Below are 15,992 nucleotides of genomic sequence, written 5' to 3' on the forward strand. Positions count from 1 at the left end.
GAATGTATATGGACTTCAACCATCAGCCGGGGCAAATGCCCCGCAAACACCAGTAAAACCGCACTTCGACAAGAGTATTCCCATGACGATGTTAAGCAATCTGGCTCCGATCCCCGAGCTGTATGTATCTTATGAATCGGCCCAAAAGCTGAAAGTGGAAGCCGCCGACCTGACCAGCTGGGACCTGAGCCCGCGTCAGATCTGCGATCTGGAGCTTCTGATGAATGGCGGGTTCAACCCGCTCAAGGGTTTTCTGTCCGAGGCCGACTACGACAACGTCGTCGAAAACATGCGCCTGGCCGATGGCACCCTGTGGCCGATGCCGATCACGCTGGATGTCAGCGAAGACTTTGCCGAAACCATCGAACTGGGTCAGGACATCGCCCTGCGCGATCAGGAAGGTGTCATCCTCGGCACCATGACCGTCACAGACCGCTGGACCCCGGATAAGGCACGCGAGGCCGAAAAGGTCTTTGGCGCCGATGACGATGCGCACCCGGCGGTGAACTACCTGCACAACGTGGCGGGCAAAGTTTATCTGGGTGGCCCGGTGACCGGCATCCAACAGCCGGTTCACTATGACTTCCGCGGCCGCCGCGACACCCCGAACGAGCTGCGCGCCTATTTCCGCAAACTGGGCTGGCGCCGTATCGTTGCGTTCCAGACCCGCAACCCGCTGCACCGCGCGCACCAGGAACTGACCTTCCGTGCCGCCAAGGAAGCGCAGGCCAACCTGCTGATCCACCCGGTTGTCGGCATGACCAAGCCGGGTGACGTGGACCACTTCACCCGCGTGCGCTGCTATGAGGCGGTGCTGGACAAATACCCGGCCTCGACCACCTCGATGTCGCTGCTGAACCTGGCCATGCGCATGGCTGGCCCCCGCGAGGCGGTCTGGCACGGCCTGATCCGAGCCAACCACGGCTGCACCCACTTCATCGTTGGCCGTGACCACGCCGGCCCCGGCAAGAACGGCCAGGGCGAAGATTTCTACGGCCCCTATGACGCACAGGACCTGTTCCGCCAGTTCCAGGATGAAATCGGTGTCGAAATGGTCGATTTCAAACACATGGTCTACGTGCAGGAACGCGCCCAGTACGAACCGAATGACGAGATCGAAGACAAGGAAAACGTCACGATCCTGAACATCTCGGGCACCGAACTGCGCCGCCGTCTGGCCGAAGGCCTGGAAATCCCGGAATGGTTCAGCTTCCCCGAGGTTGTGGCCGAGCTGCGCAAGACCAAACCGCCGCGCAGCCGGCAGGGCTTTACCGTGTTCTTCACCGGCTTGTCGGGCTCGGGCAAATCCACCATCGCCAACGCGCTTATGGTCAAGCTGATGGAAATGGGTGGCCGTCCTGTCACGCTGCTGGATGGCGACATCGTGCGTAAGAACCTCAGCTCGGAACTGGGCTTCTCGAAAGAGCACCGCGATCTGAACATCCGCCGCATCGGTTACGTTGCCAGCGAGATCACCAAGAATGGCGGTATCGCCATTTGTGCTCCGATCGCGCCCTACGCCACCACCCGCCGCGCCGTTCGGGAAGACATCGAACAGTTCGGCGCCTTCTGCGAAGTGCACGTTGCGACCTCGATCGAAGAATGCGAACGCCGCGACCGCAAGGGCCTGTACAAGCTGGCGCGTGAAGGCAAGATCAAGGAGTTCACCGGCATCTCGGACCCCTATGACGTGCCTCAGAACCCCGAGCTGAGCGTCGAGACCGAAAATGTGGACGTCGACAACTGCGCCCATCAGGTTCTGCTGAAGCTGGAAAGCATGGGTCTGATCGCCGCGTCGTAAACCGGTACCAGAAACATTCAAAGGCCCTCGCATCGCGGGGGCCTTTTTTGTGGTCAGAGCTCGGCGCGGATGGCCGCGACGGCGCGGGCTTCGAAATCACCGAACTCGGCCGCCTTGGGCTGGATCGCCTGCAGGTGCGGCAGGCGGGCGGCATAATCCTCGGCTGAGGCCGCCTGAATTGCGCACTGAATATCAGCCTCGGAGTCGCACAGGATCATGCCGGACGTATCGAAGAAATCCCCGATATTCGGACAACCCCAATAGATCGGCACCGTCGAACACAAAATCGCATCTGTCAGCTTTTCCGAGAAATAATTCCGTTCCCGCACATTCTCGATCACCACGGAAAAGCGGTATGGGGCCAACCCGTCGGATTTGCGGTCAAAGGGCGTATAGCCGCGCCCCATGATATCCACATCCGCGCCGGTTTCCCGCACCCAGTCGATCACCGAATGACGCAACTGGTGCCCTTCAAAGTCACGCTTGGCCGAGGCGATCAGTGAGCAGGATTTGGTCTTCGTGACATCAAGATCCTGCCAGTTGGCCACCATGGTAACGCCATAGGGCAGGAACACCGCGTTCGGAATGTTCTGCAGCAGCACGTCATGGAAGGTCAGCACCCGGAAGAACCGGCGCCACGTATAGCGCAGCATCCGGTCGTGTTTGCCGTGAATGGCCGAGGGTTCGCCCATCATCAATGAGATCCGCGCTCGGGTGCCCCGGCGCAGGCGCAGATGGACGGTTGAATTCGGATACATGATCAGGTGATCGGTGGGCTCAAGATCACCCACAGTCTTGCCGGACAGTCGGTCCGGGCAGCCCTCAGGCCAGATCAGTTCGGACAACGGGACCGAGGCCAGCTTTGGCCCCAACCGGTGCCCATAGGGCAGGATCGCAATTGCGGGTTGGGTCATTGCACAGCCTCAGGCAGATCGACCTGACCGCGCATCAGAACGTGGCCGCGTCCCGCAACCTTGATGCCGGTCATCGCATCCACCGGGCCGGCGCGGGTGACCGTCGCCTGACCCGGGCGCCCCATGTCGTGCCCCTGCTCGGCGATGAATGTATCTTTGGACATCAACCCGTGCTTCCACAGATAGGCTGCCATTGCACCGGTGGCCGATCCGGTGAACGGATCTTCGGGCGGGCTGGGCGGTGCCATCAACAGGCGTGAAAACGTGTCGCCCGCTTCGGTCGCACCTTTGAGTGTGACAAGGAAAGGCTCGGCCATATCCGACCCCGAAAACCCGGCCTTCTCAGATATTTGTGGCAGCACGCCGACGTCCAGCTTTGCGGCGCGCAAGGCCTCATGATCGCGCAGAACGGTGACGCAGAAGGGCAGCCCGGTGGAGACAAACTGCGGCGGGGAAATGATAGCGTCTTCGGAAAGGCCGATGGCGGCGGCGACCAGATCGACCGGTACGGCACTGCCAAATTGCGGCGCGACCTGTGTCATTTCGATTTCATCGCCGTTCAGGCGGATCGAGACGATCCCGGCCCCGGTCTCCAACGTCAGCGTATCGCCCTGAAACAGGTCGCGTGACCGCATGGCGGCAACGGTGGCGATGGTGGGATGCCCGGCAAAGGGAATCTCGCGGCTGGCCAGAAAATACCGCACCCGGATATCGGCCACATCGGATGGGCCGGTAAACGTGCATTCGACCAGAGAGGTTTCGCGCACATAGGCCATGCAGACCTCTTGCGACAGAACAGCGCCACCATGAACCACAGCACAACCATTGCCGCCAAACGCACGGTCGCTGAAGGCGTCTACCCAGTCAAAGTCAAACCAGCTCATGTATTGCGCCCTTTCGATATGCGAACCGCTACAGGTCCGCATATCTCGCCCGCGGGGCGGCAGATGTCACGGGGAAATCGACTGGCTCAGTGGACGGCCACCGGTGAAAAATCATGTTCGCGCGCCAGAACAAAAGCCAGCTTGCGGTCGGCGACCAGCGCCAGTTGCTGACCGTCGGAATCGTGGACGGCGTAAAGCTGATCCAGATCGCCCGCCTGCTCGCGCACTTCCCGAGGCAGATCAGCGACGTCGACAGCTTTCACATAGACGATCCGGTCGCCTTCGGTATTCAGCTCAATCGGTGTATTCATTGCTCTTACCCCTTTCTTATGTTGATCGTTTGCACCACGGTTTCAGGTGCGGCGCGGGTCAAATCCACATGCAGCAGACCGTTTTCCATGATCGCCTCGCCCACCTCGACACCGTCGGCCAGCACGAACATGCGCTGGAACTGACGCGCCGCGATGCCACGGTGCAGGAAAACTCGCCCCTCGCTGTCGTCACGTTGACGGCCCCGGATCACCAGCTGGCGATCCTCGATGGTGATCGACAGATCCTCTTCTGCGAACCCGGCCACGGCCAGAGTGATGCGGTACGAAAAGTCCGAGGTCTGTTCGATGTTATAGGGTGGGTACCCTTCGTTGCCGGCCTTTGCAGACCGTTCCAGAAGGCGTTCCAACTGCTCGAACCCCAAAAGATGCGGGTATGAGCCAAGAGTAAGTTTCGACACGTATTTTCGTCCTTTATTGCCAAAGCGACGTGTGGTGCGGCCCCGTTCTGGCAACCGCGTAGAATAGAATATGGGAATATGCGGGGATGTCCACAAGGTCTGGCCGGATAAACCCTGACACACTATCTTGTGTGTTAAGCACCACAAAAGGCACTGAGTCGCACATGAACGCGCCCACCGATCTTTCGATGAAAACAGACGAGGTTTTGCGGGTTGAACTGGAGGTTTTCCGCCGCCAGCACCGTGATCTGGACCAAGCGATTGAGGCGCTGCAGTCCACCGGCACGGCCGATCAGCTGACGCTCAAGCGGCTGAAAAAGCAGAAACTGCGGCTGAAGGACATCATTCGTCTGATCGAAGACCGTTTGACCCCTGACATCATCGCCTGACGCATTGCCACGAAGTGGGATTTGGCTATAGTGCGCGCTCTTTCGAAAGGCAGGGACGCAAGCGGATGAGCGACGTGAAAGTGGGGATCATCATGGGCAGCCAGTCGGACTGGCCCACGATGAAAGAAGCCGCAGACATTCTGGATGAGCTGGGCATCGCGTATGAGAAACGCATCGTTTCGGCGCACCGGACCCCCGACCGGTTGTGGGATTACGGCAAGACCGCCGTTTCGCGAGGGCTGCATGTGATCATTGCCGGGGCCGGAGGGGCCGCGCATCTGCCAGGCATGATGGCCTCGAAAACCCGAGTGCCGGTGATTGGCGTTCCGGTGCAGACCCGGGCGTTGTCGGGTGTCGATTCGCTGTATTCCATCGTGCAAATGCCCAAAGGGTTTCCGGTGGCGACCATGGCGATTGGCTCGGCCGGTGGTGCCAATGCGGGCCTGATGGCAGCTGGTATTCTGGCCCTGCAGGACGACGCGCTGGCCCAGCGGCTGGATGCCTGGCGCGAGGCGCTGTCGGCCTCGATCCCCGAGGAGCCACAGGGATGAGCCGGATCGGATTCATCGGAACCGGGCATATTGCGGCTCCGATGGTTCGGTTTTTGGCCTCGAAAGGGCATTCCATATCCGTTACCGAACGTAACACCGACGTTTCAGCGGCCCTTCAGGCCGAACTGGGGGTGACGGTTGCAGATGCGCAGTCTGTTATCGACACCTCGGACATCGTGTTTCTGTGTCTGCGCCCGCAGATTGCACCGGACGTCCTTGAAGCGCTGACGTTTCGCGCCGATCAGAAAATCGTTTCGGTCATGGCTGCAGTATCGGCGCAGCAACTGGCGCAGCTTTGCGCCCCGGCCTCGGATTTCGTTCAGACGATCCCTCTGGGCTTTCTGCAACAGGGCGGATGCCCCCTGGCAGCCTTTGGAAATGACGCTCTGCTTGCCGATTTGTTCCAACCGGAGAACCCGGTCGTCAGCGTCTCGGACGAGGCGGCGCTGAATGCGCATTTCGCGATTTGCGCAATGGTCCCCGGTATGCTTGATCTGATGGCGACCGGTGCGGCGTGGCTGACCGAACAAACCGGCGACGCGGATGCCGCTGAATTCTATACAACTCAACTATTGTCAGGGTTCCTGTCCACGATGGAAACGGGTACGTCGGGGCGGTTGGCCACTGAGCGCGACGCTCTGGCGACCGAAGGAACGCTGAGCCTGCAGATGACGGATGGATTGCAGTCCGGTCGCGCCCATGATGTGTTGCGCGCGACCCTGGCGGCGATTGGATCACGGTTGGAGACGAAAGAATGACCGACACACTTAAACCCGGCGCGAAGATCGGCATCCTGGGCGGTGGTCAGCTGGGCCGGATGTTGTCCGTGGCGGCGGCGCGTTTGGGATTTGTGACCCACATCTTCGAACCCGGCGCCAACCCGCCCGCCGGGCAGGTAGCCGATCGGGTGACCACCGCGGCCTATGACGATGCGGACGCCCTGCGCACCTTTGCCGAGTCGGTCGACGTCATCACCTATGAATTCGAGAACATCCCGACCGAGGCGCTGGACCTGCTGGAATCCCACCGCCCTATCCACCCGGGACGCGAGGCGCTGCGCGTCAGCCAGGACCGGCTGACCGAGAAGAATTTTCTGCAAGGTCTTGGCCTGCAAACCGCACCCTTTGCCGACATCACCGACCTGGACAGCCTGAACGCGGCGATCAACCAGATCGGCACGCCTGCCATTCTGAAGACCCGCCGCTTTGGCTATGACGGCAAGGGCCAGGCGCGGTTGCGTGGTCCCGAGGATGCCGAGGCTGCGCTGGCCGATATGGCGGGCGCTCCGGCGATCCTTGAGGGGTTCGTGGAGTTCAGCCACGAGGTTTCGATCATCGCCGCGCGCGGGTTGGACGGTCAGGTCGCCTGTTTCGATCCGGGCGAGAACGTGCATCGCGACGGCATCCTGCACACCACGACGGTCCCTGCCCGCCTGCGCCCGGCGCAGCGTACGGATACCGTGCTTTTGGCAGCCAACATCCTCAACGCGTTGGACTATGTCGGCGTCATGGGTGTTGAGCTGTTTGTCACCCCCACCGGTCTGATCGTGAACGAGATTGCGCCGCGGGTGCATAACTCGGGGCATTGGACCCAGAACGGCTGTGCGGTGGACCAATTCGAGCAGCATATCCGCGCGGTGGCCGGGTGGCCGTTGGGGGACGGGCAACGGCATTCGGATGTGGTCATGGAGAACCTGATCGGTGCCGACATGGATCGCGTGCCAGAGCTGGCGCAGGAACGCGACGTGGCCCTGCATCTTTATGGCAAGGCCGAGGTAAAGGCCGGTCGCAAGATGGGTCATTTCAACCGCATCTCGCGCTAGGGGATCGCGCTACCGCGCGATGCCTCCGGCGGGAGTATTTGGAAAAAGATGAAGCGGGTTAGCGGACGAACCGGGCCGCGATATCTCCGGCCATGTAGCTGACCCGACCAGCTGCCAGAGTGGCGGCAACGCGGTGGGTTTCGGCATCCAGAATGACCAGATCGGCACGCTGCCCCGAAGCCAGCGTGCCCCGGTCATGCAGTCCCAATACACGCGCAGGCCCCGAGGACACCAGCGCCCATGCGCCTGCCATATCCACCAGCCCGGATTTGGCCAGCATCAGCGCGGCCCGTCTGGGGCTGGGGTAGTGGTAATCTGAGGCCAGCGCGTCGCAATATCCCATCGTGATCAGGTCCAGCGCGCTGACATTGCCCTTGTGCGAGCCCCCGCGCACAACATTGGGCGAACCCAGAATGATATAGTCGCCGTGGGCACGGGCGGCCTCGGCGGCCTCAAGCGTTTCAGGGAATTCGGCAATCTGCGCCCCGCGCGCGCGCCAGTCGGCCCGGGTTTGCGCGGTGGCATCGTCATGGCTGCCCATGCGCACGCCCTGCTTGGTGAGGGCTGCACACAGAGCGTCCAGCGCCGCAGGCACCTCGGTCCGGCGGTCGTGCATGGACAGCAACAGTTCGAAGTGTTTCTCTGGGTTACGCCCGGCCTTGAGCGCCTGTCCGGTCAGGCGCGGTGGTTTGCGCCGCTCGGCCAGACGGTCATGTGGAAGGTGATCGTTGAATACCACATAGGGCACCTGCCATTCGGCAATGCGTTTGGGCAATCCCGCATAGTCTTCCAGCATATGCGTCTCGAACCGAAGCTGAGGCATCAGATCGGTCACGACACGATCCTTGACCGCAGCAATGGCGTCAAATACCTGCCCCGCGAATTCGGGGCCGCGAACACCGCCCTCCCAACTGTGGAACTGGGCCAGAACAGCGGTGGTGATACCGTTAGCCGCCAGTTCGGCCTCGACCGAGAGGATGCCCTCGTCCATCTGCTTCATCGCCCCGCGACGCGGCGCGATATGGCGCTCGAACCCGTCCCCGTGCAGATCAATGATACCGGGCAGCACGAGATATCCTGACAGGTCGATTTCACGCCCGGTGCGGTCCGGCTGAATGACACCGTCTGCCATGGCCAAGTCAGAATGCACAAGGCCTTGCTCCGGCAGCAGCACCTCTGCGCCGGTCAGGGTCAGGTTCAATGCGGTCATTGCGATGGCTCCGAGGCAGGTTCCGAGCAATCCTGCCCGATGCAGATTTCGTCGATGATATCCATCACGCCGTCCAGCCAGGTGATTTGAGGATCAAACTGCCCGTACTCGATGAAGTGCAGCGCCTGTGCCATGACGCGCGGGTTGTTCATCATGAAGGTGTGGGTCACCGGCAGGACGATGTGATCCTTCATCCCTTCAACTTTCGTCGTCTCGATCGACACTTTGCCGTCATCCCGGCCGTCGATCATGGACGAAAACACCGGGTTCAACGAGTTCTCACCGGCAATCACGCCCAGTTCGAAATCCACCGGAGGCAGTTGGCTTGGGATGCCCTCGGGGCCGGTACCCAGCGCCAGTCCGGCGGGTCCGTGCAACATGCCGAATACTTCATACGCGCCCAGTTCATCCACCAATTGACTGCCCTGATTGGGCGGGCCGAGCATGACCACGCGTCCCAAATTCTCGGGCTGATGATCCTGCAGCCAATAGCGCAACAGAATGCCGCCCATCGAATGCGCCACCACGTTTACCCTGTCGTTGCCACAGGCCGCAAAAGCATCCGGCAGGGTCTGTTCGGCCAGCTCGGATATCGGCAGGTCCGTTGACGGATATCCCGGACGCACAACGTTATAGTCATGCGCCTTGAACAACTGTTCCATCACGGTGAACGAGGCCTCGGTCCGCGCAAGCCCATGCAACAGCACCACGCATTTCGCATGAGCCGCCATTGGGGCGAGCAACAGAAAGATGGCAAGCAGGTATCTCATAGCCGCCAGATAGAGCTTAACCCGAGTTGATTAAACCCCCTGACGGGGTTTCAGCCTCAGAACGGCCAGCGCGATTCCGCCCAGTACCAGCCCTGCGCCAAGGACCAGACGCAGGCTGGCCGTTTCGCCCAAAAGGACGACGCCTCCGATAATCGCAATAATCGGGACGCTCAGTTGCACGACCGCTGCAGTGGTGGGGGGCAGCTGAGGCAGAACGCGGTACCAAAGCGCATACCCCAGACCCGAGGTGACGCCTCCGGACAATGCCGCCAGCATGTAGCCCGTTGCGGACATTCGCCATTCCATTCCAGCGGTCAGCAAGGCCAGCGCAGTGAGCGGCAACGCGACCACGAAATTTGCAGCCGTCCCCGCCAGCGCGTCCGGTTCTGACCGTCCAACCAGCGAATAGACTGCCCAGCCGATCCCCGCCGCCGCCATCAAAGCGGCACCGACCGGATTGACCGGAACTGCGCCTGAAGGCCAAAGCACATAGGCCAATCCCGCAAGCGCAATCGCGGCACCGGCAACCTGCCGCATTTGCGGAGTGTTACCCGACATCGACGTAACCGCGAACATGGTAATCTGCACGACCCCGAACAGGATCAAAGCCCCCAACCCGGCATCCAGGGTCAGATACGCCACGGAAAACCCGATCATATAGAGGGACAACGACCCCGCCCCCGCGATCCTGCGGCGATTGCGCAGCGGCAGGTGCCCGGCTCTTACCCAGACCAGAACAGCCAGCACCACAGCCCCGGCCAGAACCCGAACAACCGCGAACCCGGCGGGGTCGCTGGCCCCGCTGTCGATGGCCAAACGGTTCAGGATCGAGTTCGCCGCAAAAGCGCACATGGTCAGCGCGGTGAGGAGGAACAGTCGCATATCAACCGCATAGCGGTTCCGCAGGGATTTGCACACTCACTTTCCCGCAGAGGAACGCCCCCGCTTCATCTTTTCAAAAATACTCCCGCCGGAGGCATGCACGCGCAGCGGGCATCCTGAATAAAAAACGGGGCCACCCAAAGGCGACCCCGTCCATAGTCAAGCGACTTTTCCCTCTCGGCAGCTTGGCCTTGCAGCCAAGCACCTGTCGGGACCGTCAGAACTCGCCGAGGCGAATTCGACGTGCTTACATCATGCCGCCCATGCCGCCCATGTCGGGCATACCGCCTGCGGCAGGTGCGTCTTTCTGCGGCTTGTCTGCAACCATCGCTTCGGTGGTGACCAGCAGACCGGCAACCGATGCCGCGTCTTCCAGAGCGGTACGGACAACTTTGGCCGGGTCGATCACGCCGAACGAGAACATGTCGCCATATTCTTCGGTCTGTGCGTTGAAGCCAAATGCTGCGTCGCCGCTTTCGCGGACCTTGCCAGCAACAACCGCGCCGTCAACACCTGCGTTCTCAGCGATCTGGCGCAGCGGCGCTTCGATTGCCTTGCGAACGATGTTGATGCCAGCGTTCTGGTCAGCGTTTGCGCCTTCCAGTGCTTCCAGTGCTTTACCGGCCTGAACCAGAGCAACACCGCCGCCCACAACAACGCCTTCCTGCACAGCAGCGCGGGTCGCGTTCAGAGCATCGTCCACACGGTCCTTACGCTCTTTCACTTCAACTTCGGTCATGCCGCCGACGCGGATAACAGCAACACCGCCTGCCAGTTTGGCAACGCGCTCTTGCAGCTTCTCACGGTCGTAGTCCGACGAGGTTTCTTCGATCTGGGTGCGGATCTGAGCAACACGTGCTTCGATCTCGGCTTTCTCGCCAGCACCGTCGACGATGGTTGTTTCGTCTTTGGTGATTTCGATCTTCTTGGCGGTGCCCAGCATGTCCATGGTGACGGACTCGAGCTTCATGCCCAGATCTTCGCTGATGACCTGACCGCCGGTCAGGATTGCGATGTCCTGCAGCATGGCCTTGCGGCGATCGCCGAAGCCCGGAGCTTTGACAGCAGCAATTTTCAGGCCGCCGCGCAGTTTGTTGACAACCAGAGTTGCCAGCGCTTCGCCTTCAACGTCTTCCGCGATGATCAGCAGCGGCTTCTGCGACTGGATCACCTGCTCGAGCAGCGGAACCATCGGCTGCAGCGAGGACAGTTTCTTTTCGTGCAGCAGGATCATGCAGTCGTCGAGCTCTGCAATCATCTTGTCTGCGTTGGTGACGAAGTAAGGCGACAGGTAGCCACGGTCGAACTGCATACCTTCGACAACATCGGTCTCGGTTTCCAGACCTTTGTTTTCTTCGACGGTGATAACGCCTTCGTTGCCAACCTTCTGCATCGCGTCTGCGATCTGCTGGCCGATTTCGGCTTCGCCGTTGGCCGAGATGGTGCCAACCTGCGCAACTTCGGCCGAGTCCTTGACTTCGCGCGAAGCCGACTTGATGCCTTCAACAACCTTGGCAGTTGCCAGGTCGATGCCGCGCTTCAGGTCCATTGGGTTCAGGCCAGCTGCAACCTGCTTCAGACCTTCGCGAACGATGGCTTGGGCCAGAACGGTTGCGGTGGTGGTGCCGTCGCCGGCTTCGTCATTGGTGCGGCTGGCGACTTCTTTCACCATCTGCGCGCCCATGTTTTCGAACTTGTCTTCCAGTTCGATTTCCTTGGCAACCGAAACACCGTCTTTGGTGATGCGCGGTGCGCCGAAGGATTTGTCCAGAACCACGTTGCGGCCTTTGGGGCCCAGGGTCACTTTAACAGCATCGGCCAGGATGTTCACACCTGCCAGCATACGGTTACGGGCATCGGTGTCGAACTTGACGTCCTTTGCAGCCATGTCGTTTCTCCTTGAGAAAATGTAATGAGATGAAGATCAGAGAAGCGCGCGGGCTTACTCGATGATCCCCATGATGTCGCTTTCTTTCATCATCAGCAGCTCTTCGCCGTTGACCTGAACCTCGGTGCCCGACCACTTGCCGAACAGGATCTTGTCGCCAGCTTTTACAGCCATTGCGATCAGTTCGCCGCTGTCCTTGCGTGCGCCTTCGCCGGTTGCAACGACTTCGCCTTCGCTGGGCTTTTCTTTTGCGCTGTCAGGAATGATCAGGCCGCCTGCGGTTTTTTCTTCGCTTTCGGTACGGCGAACCAGCACACGGTCATGAAGCGGTTTCAATGCCATCTTTGCAGCTCCTTGGGCTCAAAGTTTGTTTATCCTCCCCTCACCGGATGGCGAGGCGTTAGCACTCGGGGTGTATGAGTGCCAGCGACGCATAGCTAGGGAGTCCAAATCCCCGAGTCAACAAGCTGTGATGGATTTTTTGGCAAATGACCTCAGTCGGCGCTTTCCCAGCTATAGGCCCAGTGTTTCAGGCCGTCGCTGCCTGCGTCTGATAGCGCATAGACGCCCTTGTCGATCTTGTCGAACCAGCCATAGTGGTTTTCCCGCATCAGACGGGTGGCCGTGGGTACTCCGGTCGCTTTTGCCACCTCGGCCCCCTTGGTCGCGCCGCATTCGGCCAGATGAGCCGCGCATTTCAACGCGTCCTGCCGATAGGCCGTGACGATCCCATGCCGGGTGGCGCCTCCGGCATTGGGATCACCTTTCAGCCGGTCGAATTCACGCAGCAGCCGCGTGACCTTGGCCTTGTTCTTGCGCGGCGCATAGGGGCCGGGGTCGCACTGTACCTCGACCGTACCATCGGCCCGCACGGTGATCAGCCCCAGGCCCAAACGACGACACAGCGCAAGATTGTCCTTTAACGCCCGCCGGGCCGTGCGCCCCTTGGGTTTGCACACCCCGATATAGACCTGATCAGTCACCTTCAGCCGCGTGATCGCCTGATGGAACAGCGCCAGTGAAAACCGCAGCTTCAGTTCCACGATCACAGGCTCATCCCCATCCCGAACAGCAACGATATCGGCCGCGCCAACCTCGCCTTTGACGGTATAACCCTGACGCTCCAGCAGCGCCTTGATAGGGGGATAGAGATCCTGCTCGCGGTCCATAGCTACATGCTAGGCGAAATGCCACAGATTGCCAGAGGTCGTGTGCAAACCCTTGATCCGCCTTGCACACCGCCCGGCACCGGGGCAAGCTCGGCGCCGAACTGACACAACCGGGATGATACAAATGCGCCTGTTCCTGTTTCTGATCTGCCTGCTGCTGCCCGCCACAGTGCAAGCTGCCTGCGAAGGGCGTGATCTGAAGGCCGATCTGACACCTTCGGCCTGGGCGGAACTGGAACAGGCCCTTGAAGGCGTACCCTATCCCGAGGGCAACCACTGGATCGCAACGAAGGGCGGCACAGTTCTGCATCTGATCGGCACGCTCCACCTGAGCGATCCGCGCATGGATACGATTGTCGGACGCCTGACACCAACACTCAGCCAGGCTGATGCCTTCTATTTCGAGGTGACTCAGGACGAGATGGACGCTTGGGAACAGGAACTGGCCCGTGACCCAAGCCCGATCCTGATCACCTCCGGCCCCACCCTGATTGACCTGCTGCCCGAAGAGGCATGGGCGGCCCTATCATCTGCAATGGCCGAGCGCGGCATACCCAGTTGGATGGGGGCAAAAATGCGCCCCTGGTTTCTGGGCATGACGCTGGCCATGCCTGCGTGTTTAATTGCAGACCCCGAGGCCAGTCGCGGGCTGGATGCACGCCTGAATGAATTGGCCGAAGAACGCGGCATCCCGCAATTCTCGTTGGAGAGCATCGAGGAACTGATGGCGATGTTCGAAATCCACACCATCGAAGAACAGGCGGAATCGCTGGCGCGGATGTCCAATGCCTATGGCAACAGCGACGACCAGATGGTCACTATGGCAAATGCCTATTTCGACGAAAATCACGCGCATTCCATCGAACTGGGCCGCATCATGGCGCGCAAGTATTCCGGCATGTCACCCGAAATCTTTGACGAGGAATGGGACGCGTTCGAACAGCACCTGTTGATCGAGCGGAACAACAACTGGATGCCGCATATTTTGAACATTCAGGATCAGACCGCCGTGATTGCCGTGGGCGCCGGGCATCTAGGCGGCACGCACGGCCTTTTGTACCAGTTGCAACAGGCCGGATACACCCTGACCCGCGCCCAGTTCTGAGGGTATACGGGCGAATTTCAGACCAACCGTCGCAGCGTAAACACTGCCGGGTGACAAGCCCGGCGGTCCGACCTATAAGGCGCGCAAATTTATCATCCTCAGGACGCTGACATGACAACCCTTGTATTTGGCCACAAATCCCCCGACACGGACTCCACAGGCTCGCCGATCCTGTGGTCGTGGTACCTGAACGAAGTCAAAGGTGAGCAGGCCGAGCCCGTTCTGCTGGGCGAGCCCAACACCGAAGCGGCCTTCATGCTGCAACGCTGGGACCTGCCCAAGCCGCGCATCATCGAAGATGTGGACGCGGATGCTCCGGTTGTCATCGTCGACACCAACAACCCGGCCGAGCTGCCCGCCAGCGTCAACAGCGCCGACATCCGTGCCATCATCGACCACCACAAGCTGGTTGGCGGCCTGGAAACCAAAGGCCCGATCGACATCACCGTGCGCCCGCTGGCCTGCACCGCGACCATCATGGTCGACCTGATGGGCGACGACGCCGCCAAGATGCCCGAAGCCATCAAAGGCGCGGCACTGACCTGCATCCTGTCGGACACGCTGGAATTCCGGTCGCCCACCACAACCGCGCATGACCGCGAAGTGGCCGAGAAACTGGCCGCCGATCTGGGTCTGGACGTCTCGGCCTATGCTGCCGACATGTTCGCCGCGAAATCGGATGTGTCGTCCTTTTCAGACGCTGAACTGATCCGCATGGACAGCAAGGAATACGAAGTCGACGGTACCAAGTTCCGCGTCTCGGTTCTGGAAACCACCGCGCCCGGCGTCGTGCTGGACCGCAAGACCAGCCTGGCGGACTCGATGGTAGACGTCGCCAAGGAAGATGGTGTTGATCAGGTTTTGCTGTTCGTCGTCGACATCCTGAACGAAGAAGCCACCCTGCTGGTGCCGAACGATCTGGTCAAAGGCGTGGCCGAAAAGAGCTTTGGCGCATCGGTCGATGGCGACGCCGTTGTTCTGCCCGGCATCATGAGCCGAAAAAAGCAGATCATTCCGAACCTCAAGGTCTGATCTAATCTGAACACCAGTTGCAGGGGCGCCTATTCCGGTGCCCCTGTTTCGTTTGGGGCACCCGCATTCGCGTGCTGGTGAAACAAAAGCCCCTCGCGGCGATACAAAATCAAGCCGTGATCCGTATACAGATCACGTTGGAAAACCCGCTCCCACTTTCCCTGATCTGCAGATTTGTCCAGACGCCAATACTGAACACACAGGTCTGCCAACTCGACTTCAAGAATATCCCCCAGGCACTGGGTATCCCCAGACGGGACAAACGTTTCCACCTTGAATTCATAGCACGTTCGGAACGGGGCAATCCCCCGACATCGCTCAACCGCATAAAACTCGATGCGGTAGGCAAAGAGATTGACGTTAAAGAGGTCGCCAAAGAAAAGCACCTCATTTGTCTGCATTTCATTCCGATCCAGCCAATAGTCGGGTGAGAAGAACTCGAACGCCGTTGCGTATATGAATTCTCGCTCGCCCCACTTTCCATCAAAGCGATAGGGTTTGTGCGAGGCCGAACTCCAGTAGTTTATGACCGGTTCCTCGCCTTCTTCCACCGGCAGGAAATGTTCTTCGCCGAACAGCGCCGTGGCAAAAATCAGGGTAAGTTCCTTATGGCCCGTGTTTCGCACGGTCGAAGAAATCTTAATCGGCACCATCCCAGTCTCGATTACCGGCTCTCCGACCGAGGCCGAAACATTCACCTCCAGCACATAGCTCTTGCCAAATTCAAGCAAGCCGAACTGAAACACTGCCCACAAACCGGCGAGCGATATTGCGATGATCTGAAACCATCGGAAAACCGCTTCGGTCCTACCCTGAGAGCCGCCCTCTTTCTGCATCCTGCAATC

At 60.2% G+C, this 15,992-nt stretch carries 18 protein-coding genes; 7 read left to right on the forward strand and 11 right to left on the reverse strand.

All coding sequences use genetic code 11. From position 1 onward, the window contains the following. The first annotated feature begins 82 nt into the window (after nucleotides 1-82). Nucleotides 83-1,801: a bifunctional sulfate adenylyltransferase/adenylylsulfate kinase gene (locus tag ACR0NT_RS04715; protein ID WP_170670534.1), complete on the forward strand. Its 1,719-nt coding sequence runs from the start codon at nucleotides 83-85 to the stop codon at nucleotides 1,799-1,801. 53 nt (nucleotides 1,802-1,854) lie between these two features. Here the strand turns inward: ACR0NT_RS04715 and ACR0NT_RS04720 are convergent, their stop codons facing one another. From ACR0NT_RS04720 to ACR0NT_RS04735, 4 genes are all read right to left on the reverse strand, one after another. After that, nucleotides 1,855-2,715 (reverse strand): glycosyltransferase family 10 domain-containing protein, encoded by an 861-nt coding sequence (locus ACR0NT_RS04720; protein ID WP_170670532.1) that lies wholly within the window; start codon nucleotides 2,713-2,715, stop codon nucleotides 1,855-1,857. Beyond that, entirely contained in the window at nucleotides 2,712-3,599 is an 888-nt protein-coding gene (locus tag ACR0NT_RS04725; RefSeq protein WP_170670530.1) for a PhzF family phenazine biosynthesis protein, read from the reverse strand. The genes ACR0NT_RS04720 and ACR0NT_RS04725 overlap by 4 nt, the downstream gene beginning before the upstream one ends. A gap of 86 nt (nucleotides 3,600-3,685) precedes the next feature. After that, the gene (locus ACR0NT_RS04730; protein ID WP_170423088.1) at nucleotides 3,686-3,910 is read right to left on the reverse strand and encodes a DUF1150 family protein; all 225 of its coding nucleotides are present in this window, start codon (nucleotides 3,908-3,910) and stop codon (nucleotides 3,686-3,688) included. Nucleotides 3,911-3,915: 5 nt separating this feature from the next. Next, nucleotides 3,916-4,329, reverse strand: a complete 414-nt coding sequence (locus ACR0NT_RS04735; protein ID WP_170670528.1) for an Hsp20 family protein — start codon at nucleotides 4,327-4,329, stop codon at nucleotides 3,916-3,918. 164 nt (nucleotides 4,330-4,493) lie between these two features. Here ACR0NT_RS04735 and ACR0NT_RS04740 point away from each other — a divergent pair, with 164 nt between their 5' ends. The 4 genes from ACR0NT_RS04740 (at nucleotide 4,494) to ACR0NT_RS04755 (ending at nucleotide 7,091) form a co-directional block, all read left to right on the forward strand. Then, complete coding sequence (locus ACR0NT_RS04740; RefSeq protein WP_170440808.1) at nucleotides 4,494-4,718, forward strand: YdcH family protein; 225 nt, start codon at nucleotides 4,494-4,496, stop codon at nucleotides 4,716-4,718. 65 nt (nucleotides 4,719-4,783) lie between these two features. Next, nucleotides 4,784-5,269, forward strand: coding sequence for a 5-(carboxyamino)imidazole ribonucleotide mutase (purE, locus tag ACR0NT_RS04745; RefSeq protein ID WP_170440806.1), 486 nt, complete (start codon nucleotides 4,784-4,786; stop codon nucleotides 5,267-5,269). Beyond that, entirely contained in the window at nucleotides 5,266-6,027 is a 762-nt protein-coding gene (locus tag ACR0NT_RS04750) for an NAD(P)-binding domain-containing protein (protein WP_170670526.1), read from the forward strand. The genes purE and ACR0NT_RS04750 overlap by 4 nt, the downstream gene beginning before the upstream one ends. Further along, nucleotides 6,024-7,091, forward strand: coding sequence for a 5-(carboxyamino)imidazole ribonucleotide synthase (locus ACR0NT_RS04755; protein ID WP_170670524.1), 1,068 nt, complete (start codon nucleotides 6,024-6,026; stop codon nucleotides 7,089-7,091). The genes ACR0NT_RS04750 and ACR0NT_RS04755 overlap by 4 nt, the downstream gene beginning before the upstream one ends. Nucleotides 7,092-7,149: 58 nt before the next feature. On the opposite strand, the gene ACR0NT_RS04760 is transcribed toward ACR0NT_RS04755, so the two are convergent. The 6 genes from ACR0NT_RS04760 to ACR0NT_RS04785 form a co-directional block, all read right to left on the reverse strand. Beyond that, entirely contained in the window at nucleotides 7,150-8,301 is a 1,152-nt protein-coding gene (locus ACR0NT_RS04760; RefSeq protein WP_170670522.1) for an alpha-D-ribose 1-methylphosphonate 5-triphosphate diphosphatase, read from the reverse strand. Continuing rightward, nucleotides 8,298-9,071: an alpha/beta fold hydrolase gene (locus tag ACR0NT_RS04765; RefSeq protein WP_170440798.1), complete on the reverse strand. Its 774-nt coding sequence runs from the start codon at nucleotides 9,069-9,071 to the stop codon at nucleotides 8,298-8,300. Before ACR0NT_RS04765 ends, ACR0NT_RS04760 begins: the two co-directional genes overlap by 4 nt. Nucleotides 9,072-9,101: 30 nt before the next feature. Beyond that, nucleotides 9,102-9,953, reverse strand: a complete 852-nt coding sequence (locus ACR0NT_RS04770) for a DMT family transporter (protein WP_170440796.1) — start codon at nucleotides 9,951-9,953, stop codon at nucleotides 9,102-9,104. 247 nt (nucleotides 9,954-10,200) lie between these two features. Next, nucleotides 10,201-11,841, reverse strand: a complete 1,641-nt coding sequence (groL, locus tag ACR0NT_RS04775) for a chaperonin GroEL (protein ID WP_170440794.1) — start codon at nucleotides 11,839-11,841, stop codon at nucleotides 10,201-10,203. 54 nt (nucleotides 11,842-11,895) lie between these two features. Further along, nucleotides 11,896-12,183: a co-chaperone GroES gene (gene groES / locus ACR0NT_RS04780; RefSeq protein WP_039523824.1), complete on the reverse strand. Its 288-nt coding sequence runs from the start codon at nucleotides 12,181-12,183 to the stop codon at nucleotides 11,896-11,898. A gap of 152 nt (nucleotides 12,184-12,335) precedes the next feature. Next, nucleotides 12,336-13,010 carry a DUF2161 family putative PD-(D/E)XK-type phosphodiesterase gene (locus ACR0NT_RS04785; protein ID WP_170440792.1) on the reverse strand — a complete coding sequence of 225 codons (675 nt, stop codon included), beginning with the start codon at nucleotides 13,008-13,010 and terminating at the stop codon, nucleotides 12,336-12,338. A gap of 124 nt (nucleotides 13,011-13,134) precedes the next feature. Here ACR0NT_RS04785 and ACR0NT_RS04790 point away from each other — a divergent pair, with 124 nt between their 5' ends. Both ACR0NT_RS04790 and ACR0NT_RS04795 read left to right on the forward strand, forming a co-directional pair. Continuing rightward, a complete protein-coding gene (locus ACR0NT_RS04790; protein ID WP_170440790.1) occupies nucleotides 13,135-14,115 on the forward strand; it encodes a TraB/GumN family protein in 981 nt (326 codons plus the stop codon). A 111-nt stretch (nucleotides 14,116-14,226) separates the two neighbouring features. Further along, entirely contained in the window at nucleotides 14,227-15,147 is a 921-nt protein-coding gene (locus ACR0NT_RS04795) for a manganese-dependent inorganic pyrophosphatase (protein WP_170670520.1), read from the forward strand. Between the two features lie 29 nt (nucleotides 15,148-15,176). Here the strand turns inward: ACR0NT_RS04795 and ACR0NT_RS04800 are convergent, their stop codons facing one another. Next, nucleotides 15,177-15,983, reverse strand: a complete 807-nt coding sequence (locus ACR0NT_RS04800) for a hypothetical protein (RefSeq protein ID WP_170670518.1) — start codon at nucleotides 15,981-15,983, stop codon at nucleotides 15,177-15,179. Between the last annotated feature and the right edge of the window lie 9 nt (nucleotides 15,984-15,992).

The sequence above is a fragment of the Ruegeria sp. AB10 genome, assembly GCF_056542745.1.

Excerpts from the sequence above, each read along its gene's own strand:
- ACR0NT_RS04715 (WP_170670534.1), top strand. The coding sequence starts at position 83 with ATGACGATGTTAAGCAATCTGGCTCCGATCCCCGAGCTGTATGTATCT.
- ACR0NT_RS04720 (WP_170670532.1), bottom strand. The coding sequence starts at position 2,715 with ATGACCCAACCCGCAATTGCGATCCTGCCCTATGGGCACCGGTTGGGG.
- ACR0NT_RS04725 (WP_170670530.1), bottom strand. The coding sequence starts at position 3,599 with ATGAGCTGGTTTGACTTTGACTGGGTAGACGCCTTCAGCGACCGTGCG.
- ACR0NT_RS04730 (WP_170423088.1), bottom strand. The coding sequence starts at position 3,910 with ATGAATACACCGATTGAGCTGAATACCGAAGGCGACCGGATCGTCTAT.
- ACR0NT_RS04740 (WP_170440808.1), top strand. The coding sequence starts at position 4,494 with ATGAACGCGCCCACCGATCTTTCGATGAAAACAGACGAGGTTTTGCGG.
- purE (WP_170440806.1), top strand. The coding sequence starts at position 4,784 with ATGAGCGACGTGAAAGTGGGGATCATCATGGGCAGCCAGTCGGACTGG.
- ACR0NT_RS04750 (WP_170670526.1), top strand. The coding sequence starts at position 5,266 with ATGAGCCGGATCGGATTCATCGGAACCGGGCATATTGCGGCTCCGATG.
- ACR0NT_RS04755 (WP_170670524.1), top strand. The coding sequence starts at position 6,024 with ATGACCGACACACTTAAACCCGGCGCGAAGATCGGCATCCTGGGCGGT.
- ACR0NT_RS04760 (WP_170670522.1), bottom strand. The coding sequence starts at position 8,301 with ATGACCGCATTGAACCTGACCCTGACCGGCGCAGAGGTGCTGCTGCCG.
- ACR0NT_RS04765 (WP_170440798.1), bottom strand. The coding sequence starts at position 9,071 with ATGAGATACCTGCTTGCCATCTTTCTGTTGCTCGCCCCAATGGCGGCT.
- ACR0NT_RS04770 (WP_170440796.1), bottom strand. The coding sequence starts at position 9,953 with ATGCGACTGTTCCTCCTCACCGCGCTGACCATGTGCGCTTTTGCGGCG.
- groL (WP_170440794.1), bottom strand. The coding sequence starts at position 11,841 with ATGGCTGCAAAGGACGTCAAGTTCGACACCGATGCCCGTAACCGTATG.
- groES (WP_039523824.1), bottom strand. The coding sequence starts at position 12,183 with ATGGCATTGAAACCGCTTCATGACCGTGTGCTGGTTCGCCGTACCGAA.
- ACR0NT_RS04785 (WP_170440792.1), bottom strand. The coding sequence starts at position 13,010 with ATGGACCGCGAGCAGGATCTCTATCCCCCTATCAAGGCGCTGCTGGAG.
- ACR0NT_RS04790 (WP_170440790.1), top strand. The coding sequence starts at position 13,135 with ATGCGCCTGTTCCTGTTTCTGATCTGCCTGCTGCTGCCCGCCACAGTG.
- ACR0NT_RS04795 (WP_170670520.1), top strand. The coding sequence starts at position 14,227 with ATGACAACCCTTGTATTTGGCCACAAATCCCCCGACACGGACTCCACA.
- ACR0NT_RS04800 (WP_170670518.1), bottom strand. The coding sequence starts at position 15,983 with ATGCAGAAAGAGGGCGGCTCTCAGGGTAGGACCGAAGCGGTTTTCCGA.